At 65.0% G+C, this 15,380-nt stretch carries 13 protein-coding genes and 1 pseudogene; 11 read left to right on the top strand and 3 right to left on the bottom strand.

Annotation, left to right across the window (positions count from 1 at the left end; genetic code table 11):
* Positions 1–99 precede the first annotated feature (99 nt).
* The 5 genes from I6F35_RS33640 to I6F35_RS33660 all read left to right on the top strand — a co-directional run bounded on the left by I6F35_RS33640 (position 100) and on the right by I6F35_RS33660 (position 7,486).
* Entirely contained in the window at positions 100–1,998 is a 1,899-nt protein-coding gene (locus I6F35_RS33640) for a peptidylprolyl isomerase (RefSeq protein WP_225121942.1), read from the top strand.
* 53 nt (positions 1,999–2,051) lie between these two features.
* Positions 2,052–3,065 carry an anthranilate phosphoribosyltransferase gene (gene trpD / locus I6F35_RS33645; RefSeq protein ID WP_225121943.1) on the top strand — a complete coding sequence of 338 codons (1,014 nt, stop codon included), beginning with the start codon at positions 2,052–2,054 and terminating at the stop codon, positions 3,063–3,065.
* 11 nt (positions 3,066–3,076) lie between these two features.
* Positions 3,077–3,898 (top strand): indole-3-glycerol phosphate synthase TrpC, encoded by an 822-nt coding sequence (gene trpC, locus I6F35_RS33650; RefSeq protein WP_225121944.1) that lies wholly within the window; start codon positions 3,077–3,079, stop codon positions 3,896–3,898.
* Positions 3,899–3,902: 4 nt separating this feature from the next.
* Positions 3,903–4,403, top strand: coding sequence for a cyclic pyranopterin monophosphate synthase MoaC (gene moaC / locus I6F35_RS33655; protein WP_225121945.1), 501 nt, complete (start codon positions 3,903–3,905; stop codon positions 4,401–4,403).
* 152 nt (positions 4,404–4,555) lie between these two features.
* Positions 4,556–7,486 (top strand): EAL domain-containing protein, encoded by a 2,931-nt coding sequence (locus I6F35_RS33660; protein WP_225121946.1) that lies wholly within the window; start codon positions 4,556–4,558, stop codon positions 7,484–7,486.
* On the opposite strand, the gene I6F35_RS33665 is transcribed toward I6F35_RS33660, so the two are convergent.
* Both I6F35_RS33665 and I6F35_RS33670 read right to left on the bottom strand, forming a co-directional pair.
* Complete coding sequence (locus I6F35_RS33665; RefSeq protein WP_225121947.1) at positions 7,440–8,774, bottom strand: S41 family peptidase; 1,335 nt, start codon at positions 8,772–8,774, stop codon at positions 7,440–7,442. The two genes, I6F35_RS33660 and I6F35_RS33665, sit on opposite strands and share 47 nt — an antisense overlap.
* A 224-nt stretch (positions 8,775–8,998) precedes the next feature.
* Positions 8,999–9,187, bottom strand: a complete 189-nt coding sequence (locus I6F35_RS33670; RefSeq protein ID WP_225121948.1) for a hypothetical protein — start codon at positions 9,185–9,187, stop codon at positions 8,999–9,001.
* Between I6F35_RS33670 and I6F35_RS33675 the strand changes: the two genes are divergently transcribed.
* The 6 genes from I6F35_RS33675 (at position 9,186) to I6F35_RS33700 (ending at position 14,181) form a co-directional block, all read left to right on the top strand.
* On the top strand, positions 9,186–9,611 hold the full coding sequence (locus tag I6F35_RS33675; protein ID WP_225121949.1) for a hypothetical protein: 426 nt from the start codon (positions 9,186–9,188) through the stop codon (positions 9,609–9,611). The genes I6F35_RS33670 and I6F35_RS33675 overlap by 2 nt on opposite strands.
* 743 nt (positions 9,612–10,354) lie before the next feature.
* Positions 10,355–10,984 (top strand): HAD-IA family hydrolase, encoded by a 630-nt coding sequence (locus tag I6F35_RS33680; protein ID WP_225121950.1) that lies wholly within the window; start codon positions 10,355–10,357, stop codon positions 10,982–10,984.
* 9 nt (positions 10,985–10,993) lie between these two features.
* Positions 10,994–12,205 carry a gephyrin-like molybdotransferase Glp gene (glp, locus tag I6F35_RS33685; protein ID WP_225121951.1) on the top strand — a complete coding sequence of 404 codons (1,212 nt, stop codon included), beginning with the start codon at positions 10,994–10,996 and terminating at the stop codon, positions 12,203–12,205.
* Positions 12,206–12,406: 201 nt separating this feature from the next.
* The gene (lexA, locus tag I6F35_RS33690; protein WP_225121952.1) at positions 12,407–13,108 is read left to right on the top strand and encodes a transcriptional repressor LexA; all 702 of its coding nucleotides are present in this window, start codon (positions 12,407–12,409) and stop codon (positions 13,106–13,108) included.
* Between the two features lie 297 nt (positions 13,109–13,405).
* Positions 13,406–13,831 carry a hypothetical protein gene (locus I6F35_RS33695; RefSeq protein ID WP_225121953.1) on the top strand — a complete coding sequence of 142 codons (426 nt, stop codon included), beginning with the start codon at positions 13,406–13,408 and terminating at the stop codon, positions 13,829–13,831.
* 128 nt (positions 13,832–13,959) lie between these two features.
* On the top strand, positions 13,960–14,181 hold the full coding sequence (locus I6F35_RS33700; RefSeq protein WP_225121954.1) for a hypothetical protein: 222 nt from the start codon (positions 13,960–13,962) through the stop codon (positions 14,179–14,181).
* Between the two features lie 8 nt (positions 14,182–14,189).
* Here I6F35_RS33700 and I6F35_RS33705 read toward each other — a convergent pair.
* A pseudogene (locus I6F35_RS33705) lies at positions 14,190–15,263 on the bottom strand (ComEC/Rec2 family competence protein); the annotation flags it as partial.
* Positions 15,264–15,380 lie beyond the last annotated feature (117 nt).

Consider the following 15,380-nt stretch of genomic DNA (forward strand, 5'->3'; position numbering starts at 1 on the left):
TGATGCGTTCCCAACTCGGTGACGCCCTTTAAGGAATCCGCTTGTTGGATTATCCCCGGGCACGACCCGGTTCCCCTCCTTTTCAAACAAGTTGGACCCATGCTTCGAGGAATTCGGACAGCCTCATCAAACTGGCTCGGCAAGATTGTCATGGCCGCGGTGATGGGCGTTTTGATTGTCAGTTTCGGAATCTGGGGCATCGCGGACATCTTCAGGGGATTCGGCCAGTCGACGCTCGCCAAGGTTGGCAGCACCGAAATCTCGACGGAACAATTCCGCCAGATCTACACCGACCGGCTGCAGCAGATCGGCCGCCAGTTCGGCCGTCCGTTGACGCCTGACCAGGCCCGCGCCTTCGGCTTTGACCGCCAGGTGCTGCAGCAGACGATCGCGGAAGCAGCCCTCGACGAGGAGGCCAGGCGGATGCGGCTCGGCCAGTCCCAGGACGAGACCATGCGTTCGGTCTACAACGATCCGAACTTCAAGGGGCTGAACGGCCAGTTCGACCCGCAACGCTTCCAGGCTGCGATCCGCCAGTTCGGCTACACCGAGCAGCGCTACCTTGCCGAGCAGCGCCGCGTCGGCCTCCGCCGCCAGATCGCCGGCACGATCAGCGCGGGCATCGAGCCGCCGACGACATTGATCGAGGCCCTGGTCCGCTACCAGAACGAGCAGCGCTCGATCGAGTACATCAAGCTCGACGCGGCGCAGGCCGGCACCATCGACCCGCCCTCGCCCGAGGCGCTCGCCGCCTATTTCGAGGATCACAAGGCCCAGTTCCGCGCGCCCGAATACCGCAAGGTCGCGTTCGTCGTGGTGACGCCCGAGGAGATCGGCAAGTGGACCGAAGTCTCCGACGAGGATGCGAAGAAGATATTCGAGCAGCGCCGGGGCCAGCTCGGCACGCCGGAGAAGCGCGAGGTCTCGCAGATCGTGTTTCCGAACATGGAGGAAGCCACCGCCGCACGCGCGCGGCTGACCGCGACCACCTCGTTCGACGACCTCGCCAAGGAGCGCAATCTCAATCTGTCGGATGTCAATCTCGGGCTGGTCACGAAGTCGGGGATCCTCGATCCGGCGGTGGCCGATGCGGCCTTCTCGCTGCCCTCGGGCGACGTCAGCCAGCCGGTGCAGGGCCGCTTTGGCGTGGCGCTGGTCAAGGTCGGCAAGATCGAGCCGGGCACGACGCCGACCTATGAGAGCATGGCGGGCGAGATCAAGAAGCAGATCGCCACCGAGCGCGCCCGCGAGAAGGTCGCCGATCTCCACAACAAGATGGAGGACGAGCGCGGCGGCGGCGCCGGCCTCCTCGAGGCGGCGCAGAAGCTCGGGCTCGCCGCCGTCACCATCGACGCCGTCGACCGCTCGGGACGCATGCCGAACGGCCAGCTCGTGGCCAACATTCCGAACGGGCTCGATGTGGTTTCGCAGGCCTTTGCCAGCGACGTCGGCGTCGACAACGAGCCGATCCAGTTCCGCGGCGGCTATGTCTGGTACGACGTGCTCGGCGTGACGCCGTCGCGCGAGCGCAGCCTCGACGAGGTGCGCAGCCAGGTCGAGGCGAAATGGCGCGAGGACCAGATCGCGACCAGGCTGCGCGAAAGGGCGACCGGGATCGTCAAGAAGGTCGAGGCCGGCGGCAAGCTCGCCGACGAAGCGTCCGCGCTCGGCGTCAAGCTCGAGACCGCGGATAAATTCCGCCGCGATGCCGCGCTGCCCGGCCTGCCCGAGAGCGTGGTCTCGGCCGCCTTCCGCACCGCCAAGGACAGCGTCGGCCAGGCCACGGGTGCCGGCAGCGAGCGCATCGTCTTCCGTGTCACCGACATCATCGTGCCGCCGGTCGATCTCGCCTCCGAGGACGTGAAGAAGCTGAAGGAAGCATTGCAGCGCGGATTGACCGACGAGCAGGTCGCGCAATACGTCAACAAGATCGAGAACAACATCGGCACCACGATCAACCAGGCCGCCTTCGCACAGGTGACGGGCGCAAATAACTGAGCATGATCCGGAAACGTGCGATCATGCTCCCTTGAAATATCTACGGGCGGGCGATGGACGACCTGAAATCGATACTCGGAAAAGTCGCCACCGGCGCAACCTTGTCGCGCGACGAAGCTGCAAGCGCCTTCGACAGCATGATGTCGGGCGAAGCCACGCCATCGCAGATGGGCGGCCTCCTGATGGCCTTGCGCGTGCGCGGCGAGACCGTCGACGAGATCACAGGCGCCGTGTCGGCGATGCGCAGCAAGATGCTGCGGGTGACCGCGCCGCCTGACGCCATCGACGTGGTCGGCACCGGCGGCGACGGCTCCGGCTCCGTCAACGTATCGACCTGCGCCTCGTTCATCGTCGCCGGCACGGGCGTGCCGGTCGCAAAGCATGGCAACCGCGCGCTGTCGTCGCGGTCCGGAGCTGCCGACGTGCTGGCCTCGCTCGGGGTGAAGATCGATCTTTCGCCGGCCGAGGTCGGCCGCTGCGTCCGGGAGGCCGGGATCGGCTTCATGTTCGCCCCCGCCCATCACCCGGCCATGAAGAATGTCGGTCCGACCCGGGTCGAGCTTGCGACCCGCACCATCTTCAATTTGCTCGGCCCGCTCTCCAATCCCGCCGGCGTGAAGCGGCAGATGGTCGGGGTGTTCTCGCGGCAATGGGTGCAGCCGCTGGCGCAGGTCCTGAAGAACCTCGGCTCGGAAGCGGCATGGGTGGTGCACGGTTCCGACGGGCTCGACGAGATCACCCTCACCGGCCCGACCTTCGTCGCGGCGCTGGAGAACGGCGAGATCAGAACCTTCGAGGTCACACCGGATGACGCCGGCCTTGGCCACGTCGGCAGCGACGCGCTGAAGGGCGGCGATGCCGATGCCAATGCGGTGGCGCTGCTCAGCGTTCTCAATGGCAAGCCGAGCGCCTATCGGGACGTCGCGCTGCTCAATGCCGCTGCGGCGCTGATCGTCGCCGGCCGTGCCAAAGATTTGAAGGAAGGTGTCTCGCTTGGGACCCATTCATTGGATAGCGGTGCTGCCGCCGCGAGGCTCAAACACCTGATCGCGGTTTCCAACAGCTAGAGCAATCCGCGATGTCCGATATCCTGAAGAAGATCGAAGCCTACAAGCGCGAGGAGATCGCCGCCGCCAAACGCGCGCATCCGCTCTCCGAGATCGAGGCGCGTGCCAAGGCGGCGCAGCCGCCGCGCGGTTTCGTGCGCGCGATCAGGGAAAAGCACGGCCGCGGCGAGTATGCGCTGATTGCCGAGATCAAGAAGGCCTCGCCGTCGAAGGGGCTGATCCGCGCCGACTTCGATCCTCCCGCGCTTGCGAAGGCCTATGAGGCCGGCGGAGCCGCCTGCCTGTCGGTGCTGACGGATACGCCGTCGTTCCAGGGCCATCTCGACTTCATGGTCGCGGCGCGCGCGGCGACCAATCTGCCGGTGCTGCGCAAGGATTTCATGTTCGACACCTATCAGGTGGTCGAAGCTCGCGCCCATGGCGCCGACTGCATCCTGATCATCATGGCCGCGCTCGATGACGCAGCGGCCAAGGATATCGAGGACGCCGCGCTCGCGCTTCAGATGGACGTGCTGATCGAGATCCACGACCGCGCCGAACTCGACCGCGCGCTGAAGCTCCGCTCGCCGATGATCGGCGTCAACAACCGCAATCTGCGCACCTTCGAGACCACGCTCGCGACCAGCGAGGCGTTGGCGCCGCTGATCCCGAAGGAACGGCTGATGGTCGGCGAAAGCGGCATCTTCACGCCGGACGATCTGGCCCGGCTGGAACGCGTGGGCATGTCGACCTTCCTGGTCGGCGAGAGCCTGATGCGCCAGGCCGACGTGACCGCGGCAACCCGCACGCTGCTGACGCGCCAGTCCGCGCCGCGCGCCGCCGGGACGCGCTAGAGCGATGGCGGAGAAATCGAAAGGCGGCCCCGCCCTCACCCATATCGATGCCGGCGGTGAGGCACGGATGGTCGACGTCTCCGCCAAGCCCGCCACCGAACGCATCGCGATCGCCGAAGGCCGCGTCGTCATGAGCAGGGCGACGCTCGAACTGATCGTGTCGGGCAATGCCAAGAAGGGCGACGTGCTCGGCACTGCGCGCATTGCCGGCATCATGGCGGCGAAGCGAACCTCGGAGTTGATCCCGCTCTGCCATCCGCTGGCGCTATCGAAGGTTACGGTCGATATCGAGCCGGACGAGAAACTGCCGGGCTGCATCGTGCAGGCAACCGTCAAGGTCACCGGCCCGACCGGCGTCGAGATGGAGGCGCTGACCGCGGTCTCGGTCGCCTGCCTCACCATCTACGACATGATCAAGGCGGTGGAACGCGGCGTCCGCATCGAGGGAATCCATCTCGTCGAGAAGAAGGGCGGCAAATCCGCCCACTACCGCGCGTCCGACTGAACAACGCTGCGGCCGCAAGAAGCACTTCCGCGGCAACGATTCATTAACCAGGATTGCTAACGTCGGCTCCATCTCGCTGGTGTACGAGTGCGGTCGGCCGGGGGTGCGCCAGATCTGCTTCCGGGCGCGTTCCTGGCAGTGATCCCTGTGTGATGATTCCAAGCGGTGTCTCATTCAAGCTCACCTCAGTCCTGCGGGGCGGACCGATCCGCTGGCTGATCCTGGGCGGCATCCTGCTGATCGTCTCGATCGCGATCGGCGCCACCGTCATGGCCAAGAACTTCCGCGAACGCGCGCTGCGCAACAGCGAGCGCGATCTGGAAAGCACCACGCTGCTGCTGGCGCGCCATTTCGATCAGCAACTGCACGACTTCGAGGTCGTGCAACAGGACGTGATTCGGTTCATGCGGTCGAGCGGGATCGCCACCACGCGCGAGAATTTCAGAGAGCGGATGTCGGGCCAGGACATCCACCTGACGCTCAAGTCCAAGATCGACGCCATGTCCTATGTCGGCGGCATCAATGTGTTCGATGCCGACGGCGTGCTGATCAACTCGTCTTCGAGATGGCCGGTGCCGTCCGTGAGCATCGCAGACCGGAATTATTTCAGGACCTTCAAGTCCGACCCGCAGTCGCCCGAGAAGGTGCTTGAACCTGTCCACAGCCGTATCACGGGCGCCTGGACCGCAGTGCTTGTCCGCAAGGTGACCGGGACGAACGGGGAGTTCCTGGGCGTCGTCGGCCGCGGCATCGAGCCGCTCAACTTCGAGAAATTCTTCGCGACCGTTGCGCTCACGCCAGGGGCGGCGATCTCCATGCATCACCGCGACGGCGCCCTGCTCGCCCGTCATCCGCACGTCGCTGACATGATCGGCCGGAACTTCAAGACCGGTCCGCCAGCGCAGCAACAGGTCTTCGAGCTCGACCACAGCATTTCGCGCCTGACCAGCCCCATCGACGGCCAGGATCGGCTGGTGGCCTCGCAGGCGCTGAGCAGGTTCCCGCTCGTGATCGTTGCCACCACGACCACCTCGGCCGCGCTCGCCGACTGGCGCGAGCAGACCACGATCCTGGTCGTGGTCACCGCCGCTTCCGTGCTCGCGATCGCCACGTTGCTGTTCTTCGTCGTGCGAAAACTGTCGCAGCAGCACAGGCTGCAACAGCAGCGCCTCACGCTGGAAAAGCTGCGCCTCGACACCGCCGTCAACAACATGACGCAGGGCCTGCTGCTGTTCGATTCATCGCAGCGGCTCGTCGTCTGCAACAAGCGCTATATCGAGATGTACGGATTGTCGGCCGATGTGATCAAGCCCGGCTGCAGCTTTCATGACGTCATCGCCCATCGCAAGGCGACCGGATCGTTCGATGGCGATGTCGATCGCTTCGTTGCGCTGGTGCTGCGCGATATTGGCCGGCGCAATGTGAAGGTGATCACCACGTCCGACGGCCGTTCGAGCCAGGTCGTCAACGAACCGCTCGCCGACGGCGGCTGGGTCGCGACCCACGAAGACATCACCGAGCGCCACCGCGCCGAGGAGCGCGTCACCCACCTCGCCCACTACGACGCGCTCACCGACCTGCCGAACCGCGCGCTGTTCCGCGAGCACCTCAAGCGCGAACTGCCGCATGCGACGGCAACGCAACCGCTCGCGGTGCTCTATATCGACATCGACGAGTTCAAGGGCGTCAACGACTCGCTCGGCCACATGGTCGGCGACGAGTTGCTGAAATCGGTCGCGAAGAGCCTCGCCGGCTGCGTCGAGGATGGCGATTTCGTCGCGCGCCTCGGCGGCGACGAATTCGCGATCGTCCAGTCCGCCGTCGCCAGCGAGGCCGACGTCATCGATCTCGTCAACCGCATTCACGAGGCGATCCGCAACCCTTATGAGTGCGTCGGCCATCAGGTGACCACCGACGCCAGCATCGGAATTGCGCTGTCGCCGCAGCACGGCTCCGACATCGACGAGATCCTGAAGAACGCGGACCTTGCGATGTATGCGGCGAAATCCGCCGGGCGCCGCACCGCGCGCTTCTTCAAGCCGGAGATGGACGCGCAAGTGCGCGCCCGCCGCGCCCTTGAAATCGATTTGCGGCGGGCGATCGCCGACGAAAGCGGGCTGGAGGTCTACTATCAACCCTGCCTCGACCTGCAGACTGATCGCATCACCGGCTGCGAAGCGCTGGTGCGCTGGCGCCACCCGCAACGGGGCATGGTCTCGCCGGCTGAATTCGTGCCGATTGCCGAGGAGACCGGACTGATCAATCAGCTCGGCGAATGGGTGCTGACGACCGCCTGCAAGGAAGCCGTCACCTGGCCGGACAGCGTCCGTCTCGCCGTCAACGTTTCGCCGGTCCAGTTCAAGAGCGGCACGCTGGCGCTCAAGGTCGCCGCCGCGCTGGCCGCCTCGGGCCTGCCGGCAAGCCGCCTCGAGCTCGAGATCACCGAGGCCGTGCTGATCCGTGACGACGACGCCGCGCTTGCGATCCTGCACCAGCTCCGCGCCATCGGCGTCCGGATCGCGCTCGATGATTTCGGCACCGGCTATTCGTCGCTCAGCTACCTCAAGCGTTTCCCGTTCGACAAGATCAAGATCGACCGCTGCTTCATCACCGACCTCGCCGAGCCGGAGGGATCATCCGGCATCGTGCAAGCCGTGGTGAGCATCGCCGCCGAGCGTCGGATGACGACAACGGCCGAAGGCGTCGAGACCGTCGAACAGCAGGAGATCCTGCGCGAGCTCGGCTGCTCGGAAATGCAGGGCTACCTGTTCAGCGCGCCCAAGCCCGCCGAGGAGATCCGGTCATTGCTGCACGCCCGTCACGCAAGCCCGGCCCGCACCGCTCCCGCCGCAAGCGCAAGCCCGTCGCGCGCAGGGCGTAGCCATCACGGGAATGAGCCGCGCGCTCGATCCATCCCTCACCCTGAGGAGCGCGTAGCGCGTCTTGAAGGGCGAGGCCACCGGCCGGGCCTCATCCTTCGAGACGCGGCCGAAGACGCCGCTCCTCAGGATGAGGGTCTGGCACCGGTCGAAACTCTCAGTTCGGAACCGTCCGCTTCGGCGCGCCCTTGGCGTCGGCGTTGACAGTGACGCCGCGCAGCAGGTTGTAGGCGGCATTCAGCGCCTTGTCGTTCTTCTCGTCGGGCGGAACGAAGGACTGCGAGCCGGTCTGCTCGGCGCCTTCGGCGGCCAGGTGCCCGCGCATCGACGCCTCGCCCTTGATCTCGGCACGGGTCTTCAACTCGTCCGGCACATCCTGCAGGATCTCGATGTCGGGCGCGATGCCCTGCGCCTGGATCGAGCGGCCCGACGGCGTGAAGTAGCGCGCGGTGGTCAGCGCCAGCGCGCCATTGCCGGGTCCGAGCGGAATGATGGTTTGCACCGAGCCCTTGCCGAAGGTGCGGGTGCCGATCAGGGTCGCGCGCTTGTGATCATGCAGTGCGCCGGCCACGATCTCAGAGGCAGAGGCCGAGCCGCCATTGATCAGGACCACCAGCGGCTTGCCCTTGGTCATGTCGCCGCCGCGCGCGGTGAAACGCTGGGTCTCCTCCGGCAACCGGCCGCGGGTCGAAACCACCTCGCCGCGCGCCATCAGCGAGCTCACCACCGAGACCGCCTGGTCGAGCAGGCCGCCGGGATTGTTGCGCAGATCGATCACATAGCCGGCGAGCTTGTCCTGCGGGATCTGCTTGGAGATTTCGGTGATGGCCTTGCGCAGGCCCTCGGTGGTCTGCTCGTTGAACGAGGTGATCCTGATATAGCCGATGTTTCCGCCATCGGTGTGGAAGCGCACCGGCCGCACGCGGATGATCTCGCGGGTGATCGAGACATCGATCGGCTTGTCGGCATCCTTGCGAATGATCTTCAGCCGTGTCTGGCTGTTGGGTGCGCCCTTCATCTTGTTGACGGCCTGATCCAGCGTCATGCCCTGGATCTGCTCGTCATCGATCTGGGTGATGATGTCGCCCGACATGATACCGGCGCGCGAGGCCGGCGTGTCGTCGATGGGAGCCACGACCTTGATGAAACCGTCTTCCATCGTGACTTCGATGCCGAGACCGCCGAACTCGCCGTGCGTGGTCTCCTGCATGTCGGTCCAGCCCTTCTCGTTCATGTAACGAGAATGCGGATCGAGCGAGGAGATCATGCCGTTGATCGCGCCCTCGATCAGCTTGGTGTCGTCGGGCCTTTCGACATAGTCAGTGCGGACGCGCTCGAACACGTCGCCGAACAGGTTGAGCTGGGAATAGGTGTCGGAGCGGACCGCGGCCTTGGCGACCGCAACCAGATTGGCGCCCTGCGGAGCGGTGACGAGAAGGGTAAGACCAGCGCCCGTGACCGTACCGAGGAGAAAGCCAAAATTCCTGCGCATGCGTGCGATCCTTCCCGCTGTATCAGCCACGACTGTGATGAATCCTCGTTCTCACCCGGCAAAGGCAAACACACAATGCCTTTTTGGTCGGATCAAGGCCAATTTTACCGAAGTAATACCGTCGCTCACGACAACGTGCGCGGGCTATCGTCCTGCGCTTGCAGCCCGCTCTGCCAGGTCGACGGATTCGTGCCGAAGCCGCGCTTGGCGCGGGTACCCAGCCATTAGCTGAACTGCGGCGGAACATTACGGAATGGCGCTTCCACTCCGAGTTTCAGCGCGGCATCCATCGGCCAGTTCGGGTTGTTGAGGATCTCGCGCCCAACCGCGATCAGGTCTGCCTGTTTTGCGCGCAGGATCTGTTCGGCCTGGTCGCCATGGACGATGAGCCCGAACAGGAGCGCATCGGACATGACTGGTTTCCTCGACCGGCTTGAAAGACCATGCAACGGTTCTTTTTGCCGAAACGAAATGCGCACCGTTCGCCGCGACAAGGCCGCCCCGCTGCGATTTTCGCACATTGCAACTCCGCATCCCGAGGCACCACGCAAGCGGCGTCTTGTGAGATGGACGCACTGCTGGAAGATGGACCACAAGCACCTCACTCTCCGTCATTCCGGGGCGCGACGAAGTCGCGAAACCGGAATTCATCGGGCTGCAGGCGCAGGTGGAGAAATGGATTCCGGGCTTGATGCTTCGCATCGCCCCGGAATGACGGAAGAAAAATTCGGCAGTGATTTCATGGTGATTTGCCCCGTCCACCCCTCGCGCGAAAAACATTCCGCTTTCGCCCTCGGGCAAATCAGCACTATTAATCCGCGCGTCTCACCCAGATGAGGAGCGGGTCGCGATCGTCACGAACGTTGCGGTGAGATGCGGTGGACGTGAAGCGTGTGACTGACGAGCACGCGCGTTGCGGACGGCGAAGTCGTGTGGTTCTGGCGCCCCGACGCTGGCGCTAAGTTTTTTGCGCGAAGAGGTTCGCGCGAGAGATGACGGTGGCAAGAAAGCCCGGTCACCGAGAAGAGCACGAAGTAAGCCGTAAACCATCGCGCAGGGAAAGCCGGTGTTGCTCCGGTTGACCTGTGGTCCTACGCCCGTGCTTTTTGTTGCACGGGGCCCACGGGTGCGACCGGCACCCGGCTTTCCCTGCGCCCTCACTTCGATGAGGTGATACGAGATGCAAAGCTCGGGCGCCATGCGCCGCGAGAACGCGAACTCACATCCATTCCACCGTCATGCCCGCGAAGGCGGGCATCCAGTATCCCGCGGCCTCTCGGCATAAGCACGACCGCCTCTGGAATACTGGATCGTCCGGTCAAGCCGGACGATGACAGCGGAGAAGCTGTTTGACATTTGAATCAGTATCTCTCCCCCGCGTCGTCCTGGCGAAAGCCACGACCCATAGCCACAGGCGTTCGTGATGTGCTCCACTACAACCGCTTGCTCGCGCCACAACGACTGCATGTGGTCATGGGTCCCCGCCTTCGCGGGCACGACAGCGGTGTGTGTGGCACGTGCCAGCAAACGCGACTGACGACATTGCCGTGGTCGCAGGATTTTCGTACACCAACACCGCCATGACTCAACCGCCCCTCTCCCCCGGCTCCGCCGACGTGCTGTTGTTCGATCTCGGCCGCGTCGTGCTCGATATCGATTTCGGCAAGGTGATGACCACCTGGGCCAACCATGCCGGCTGCCGGGCGGCCGATCTCGCCACCCGCTTTGTCATGGATGAGAGCTTCAGGCATCACGAGGTCGGCAAGATCGATGACGCCGCCTTCTTCGCAAGCCTGCGGCAGTCGCTCGGCATCAGCATCTCCGACGCCCAGTTCCTGGAAGGCTGGAACGCGATCTTCACCGGCGAGATGCCGGGGATCGCCGAGCACTTGACGCGCGCCAAGACGCGCCTGCCGCTCTATGCTTTCTCGAACACCAATCCGCCCCATATCGAGCATTTCTCGACAGCCTATTCGGACCTGCTCGGCCACTTCCGCCAGATCTTCTTCTCGTCGACGATCGGGCTACGGAAACCCGAGGCGGAAGCCTATGATTATGTGGTGAAGGCAATCGGCGCGCCGGCCTCGCGCATCGTGTTCTTCGACGATTCCGCCGAGAACATTCGCGGCGCACGAGCGGCAGGCCTCAAGGCCATTCACGTCACATCGTCAGACGATGTGACGAACGCGCTTCTCGCGCTCGGAATTTAGGAGTTGCCCGTGGCCCTGATGCCGGTCGCCGATGCGCTAGCTGCGGTCCTCTACGGCGTGGAACCCTTGCCGGAAGAGATGGTCGCGCTCGACGCCGCCTACCACCGCACGCTCGCCCATGACGTGGCAGCAAAGCGGACGCAGCCGCCGCAGGCGATGTCGGCGATGGATGGCTATGCGGTGCGCTCAGCCGATGCCGCCGCAACAGGCGCGCGGCTGAAGGTGATCGGCGAAGTCGCCGCGGGCCGGCCGTTCGATCGGGAACTCGGTCCGCACGAAACCGCGCGGATCTTCACCGGCGGCGTCATTCCCGCCGGCGCCGATGCGGTGGTGATCCAGGAGGACACCAGGGTCGACGGCGATCACATCACCATCACCGAGGCCGCCATCGCCGGGCGGCATGTCCGACCCGCCGGCATCGATTTCCGCGAGGGCGACGTGCTGCTCAGGGGCGGAAGCCGGCTCACCGATCGCGCGCTGTCGCTGGCGGCGTCGATGAACTATCCGGAACTCGCCGTGCGGCGCCGGCCAAAGGTAGCCGTGCTCGCGACCGGCGACGAACTGGTGATGCCGGGCTCTTCTCCGGGTCCGGGCCAGATCGTCTATTCCAACGGCTATGCGCTGCGGGCGCTGGCGCGCGCCGAAGGCGCTGAAACCATCGATCTGGGGGTCGCCGCCGACACGGTTGCCGCGACCACCGAAGGCATCCGCCGCGCGCACGCCGCGGGCGCCGACATCCTCGTCACCACCGGCGGCGCCTCGGTCGGCGACCATGACCTGGTGAAACCCTCGCTCGAGGCCGAGGGCGTCACCATGGCGTTCTGGAAGATCGCGATGCGGCCGGGCAAGCCGATGATGCATGGCCGGCTCGGTGCGATGCGGGTGATCGGTCTGCCAGGCAATCCGGTGTCATCCTATGTCTGCGCCTACCTGTTCCTGGTGCCGTTGATTCGGGCTCTCGTCGGCCGTTCGGCTGTTCATCACGTCAGGAAAAGCGCCCTGCTCGGCCGTGATCTCGCTGCCAATGATCAGCGTGAAGATTATCTGCGCGCGCTGCTCGAAGAGCGCGACGATGGCACGCTGATCGCAACGCCGGTCACTCGGCAGGACAGTTCGCTGCTTCGGAATCTCACTGCGGCGCAGGCACTTGTGATCCGTCCGCCATACGCGCCGGCGGCGCCGAAGGGCGCGCCTTGCGACATTCTCCGGTTGCCTGAATGAAGCCGCGACCAGCACCTGTCGAAGCTTCTCTGGTTGCGTTCACCTGAAATTAAGTGGTTGCGGAACACATATCGAACATATAGTGTCCGTTCATGATTTGTTTCGAAACTCGCTGTCTACGAATGGGAGTGCGTTACTCCCGAGATCAGCTCTTCTCAAGTCTCGGATCGAACGACGCTACCAACCGGGGGAATGCTCGCGATGCTTACGCGCAAACAGTATGAACTTCTGCGTTTCATCAACGAACGGCTGAAAGAGGCCGGTGTGCCTCCTTCCTTCGATGAGATGAAGGACGCGCTCGACCTGCGCTCGAAGTCCGGCATCCACCGTCTGATCACGGCGCTGGAGGAACGAGGCTTCATCCGTCGCCTGCCGAACCGCGCCCGCGCGATCGAGGTGATCAAGCTGCCCGAGCTGTCGGCGGCCGGCAACGGTCGCCGTGGCTTCACGCCGAGCGTGATCGAGGGCACGCTTGGCAAGCGCACGACCAGCACGGCCGTGGTCGAGGATGATGGCAACCGTCCGGTCGCCGTTCCCGTCATGGGCCGGATCGCGGCGGGTACGCCGATCGAGGCGCTGCAGACCCGCAGCCACACGATCAGCGTGCCGCCCGACATGCTCGGCTCCGGCGAGCACTATGCGCTGGAGGTGCGTGGCGACTCCATGGTGGAGGCCGGTATCCTCGACGGCGACATGGCGCTGATCCAGCGCAACGACACCGCCAACACCGGCGACATCGTGGTAGCGCTGATCGACGAGGAGGAAGCGACGCTGAAGCGCTTCCGCCGCCGCGGCGCCTCGATCGCGCTCGAGCCCGCCAATGCCGCCTACGAAGTCCGCATCCTGCCGCCGAACCGGGTGCGGATCCAGGGCAAGCTGATCGGGCTTTATCGCAAGTACTGAGCGTCCGACGCAGCAGGGCGTCCATCTGGTACTCGGGTGGGTTGCTTTGCCGCTGCGGGACGCTGACAAGAACGACCTAGAATGATTAGAATAAGAGCCCCGGTCTTCGCCGCCGGGGTTATTCTGTACAAGGCGACGTGCGGCAGCCCTTCGCTATCGTCTTTGTGAACGGGCGCAAGGCGCGGGCCGTACAAATGCCAAGAACGAAGCAGAGGCTTATAAGTTATCGTCCACTCTGATAGAGGCCTGAGCCTCTTCCCAGGCACGGGTCGGCTATCTCGAATGAGGAGCAATCCGATGTGTGACTATAGCCTGCACGCCGTGGCGACGCGTCCCGCCCAGGTTGGAGAGACGCTTATCACCACCACCTTCCGCGGCACCTCGACCCGCGGCTTCGCTTCGGAAAGCGATCCGACGGTCGCAGTCTGCATGCTTCCCGGGACCGAACTCGCGTTCGCCGATAACGTCCGTTACGACAATCGCTGGATCTGGACCAAGACAACCGGCTTCCGCGTCGGCAAATTCAACCAGATCGATCCGCATATTCGGGATCGTCACCACGACGCGATCGAATTCCCCGATGGCAGCCATGTGCTGGTGACCCAGCTCTGCGAAGGGCAGCGGGCGACCGTGCTGCAATTGCCAGTGACGCATCATGTTGCCGAGCCGGCGCAGAAGGCGGTCGAGCAGCGCCCCGCGCCGAACCCGCTGTTCATCGGCTGACGGATTCGGGCAGCGTACGCCGCCGGTTTCGGCCGGCGGAACGTTGCCGCGAGTGACAAGCAAAGTGTTTCGAGCGGCCCCGGAGGCGATCCGGGGGCGTATGTGATTTTGTGTTGGGAGCGTGATCGGTGGTCACCAAGATCACATGGCAAAGAGCCGGACGGGTGGCTGAGCCGGGCCGATACATGTTCAGATTCGGCTGGCTCACCATTGCGGCGGAAGATCTCGCCATCTGGCAGCAATTTCCGGATGCGACATTCACACTTGTTCAGATGCCCTCGCATTCGGGCGGCTCGGACGAGTTTCGGCTCGGCGCGTTCGAGCTACCGGCCAATGCCGGCGGAGATTGAGGGTTTGCTCAATCTTCTGACTGCAGGTCGGACTCGGACGGGGTCGCATCGACGGCGCGGGGCGCTGGTCTTCCCTGGATTCGGATCGTGGTCTCAGGCTCGCCGTCGCCCGAGATCGCGGGTGACCACGGCCGGTCGAGGCCGGCGGGCCTGACCGCGTCGATGACAAAGCCGTTCCCGTTGCGCCGCAGCGCCAGCCCGCCGTGTCGCCGCAGGCGTTCGGCGTCGATGACGGCGGCTCGGCAGCCCTGCGGCACCGGCCTTGCGGTCACGATCAGCACCGCTCGCTCGCAATCGTCCGCGAGCGCCTCAGCGCGCTGCGTGAGCGCGATGAACGCACCGTCCGCCGCAGGCGTCACACAGCCGCCCTCATCGCACGAGACGCCCTCCATGACCGATGGATCGCTCGCGGTGCGGGCATCGGCATCCGCGGCCAGCCATTCCTTGGCCAGAAACGCATCCTTCGCGGTCCGCATCAGGTGCAGCCGCCCGTCCCCGCCGCGGACGGCGACATTGCGGCCGTCGCCGGAAATCAGGATATCCGGGTGCGGCGCCCTCACCGCCCACACCACCGCAATGAGCAGCACCGCCAAGCCGGCGAGGCGCAGCGGCGTGCGCAGCAGCCCGAGCAGGATGACGCCCAGGCTCGCGGCAATCAGCGGGCCGATCCCGAACGCACCGATGCGGCCGACAGCGCCCGGCAGCGCGGCGACCCATTGCGCGACCACGATCATCCAGTCGATGCCGGCGCCCATAATGGCCCAGAACACGCCGTCGAAGCCGAATGGCATCGCCAGCAGGCCAAGCAGCCCGGCCGGCATCACCAGCGCCGACACCACCGGCATCGCCGCCAGATTGGCGAGCACGCCAAACGGCGCCACCCGGTGGAAGTGGAAGGCGGCATAGGGCGTGGTCGCGAGCCCCGCCACCAGCGATGCCAAGAGCAGCATCGCGACCTCCCGCCCGCCCCACAGCGCGATCCGGGCAGTCGCGGAATGGTCGGGCGCGGCGAACAGGTGCGGCATGCCGATCTGCACCAGCGCCACCAGCCCGAGAGTGGCCGCAAACGACATCTGGAAGGCGGTATGCGTCTTCCGATATCGGCAGCATAGTCAACGCTTTAACATGCCTTCCGGACCTTGGTCCGGGACTTTTTCCGGGACTTTGCAACGCGCTCGACTGCGGCGGCGACGTCCTGG

This window comes from Bradyrhizobium sp. BRP22, assembly GCF_020194175.1.
Taxonomy (GTDB): domain Bacteria; phylum Pseudomonadota; class Alphaproteobacteria; order Rhizobiales; family Xanthobacteraceae; genus Bradyrhizobium.

Coding starts and splice junctions, on each gene's coding strand:
- moaC (WP_225121945.1), top strand. CDS start 3,903: ATGGCGGAGAAATCGAAAGGCGGCCCCGCCCTCACCCATATCGATGCC.
- I6F35_RS33695 (WP_225121953.1), top strand. CDS start 13,406: ATGTGTGACTATAGCCTGCACGCCGTGGCGACGCGTCCCGCCCAGGTT.
- I6F35_RS33640 (WP_225121942.1), top strand. CDS start 100: ATGCTTCGAGGAATTCGGACAGCCTCATCAAACTGGCTCGGCAAGATT.
- I6F35_RS33675 (WP_225121949.1), top strand. CDS start 9,186: ATGACTGGTTTCCTCGACCGGCTTGAAAGACCATGCAACGGTTCTTTT.
- I6F35_RS33670 (WP_225121948.1), bottom strand. CDS start 9,187: ATGTCCGATGCGCTCCTGTTCGGGCTCATCGTCCATGGCGACCAGGCC.
- trpC (WP_225121944.1), top strand. CDS start 3,077: ATGTCCGATATCCTGAAGAAGATCGAAGCCTACAAGCGCGAGGAGATC.
- lexA (WP_225121952.1), top strand. CDS start 12,407: ATGCTTACGCGCAAACAGTATGAACTTCTGCGTTTCATCAACGAACGG.
- I6F35_RS33660 (WP_225121946.1), top strand. CDS start 4,556: ATGATTCCAAGCGGTGTCTCATTCAAGCTCACCTCAGTCCTGCGGGGC.
- I6F35_RS33680 (WP_225121950.1), top strand. CDS start 10,355: ATGACTCAACCGCCCCTCTCCCCCGGCTCCGCCGACGTGCTGTTGTTC.
- trpD (WP_225121943.1), top strand. CDS start 2,052: ATGGACGACCTGAAATCGATACTCGGAAAAGTCGCCACCGGCGCAACC.
- I6F35_RS33665 (WP_225121947.1), bottom strand. CDS start 8,774: ATGCGCAGGAATTTTGGCTTTCTCCTCGGTACGGTCACGGGCGCTGGT.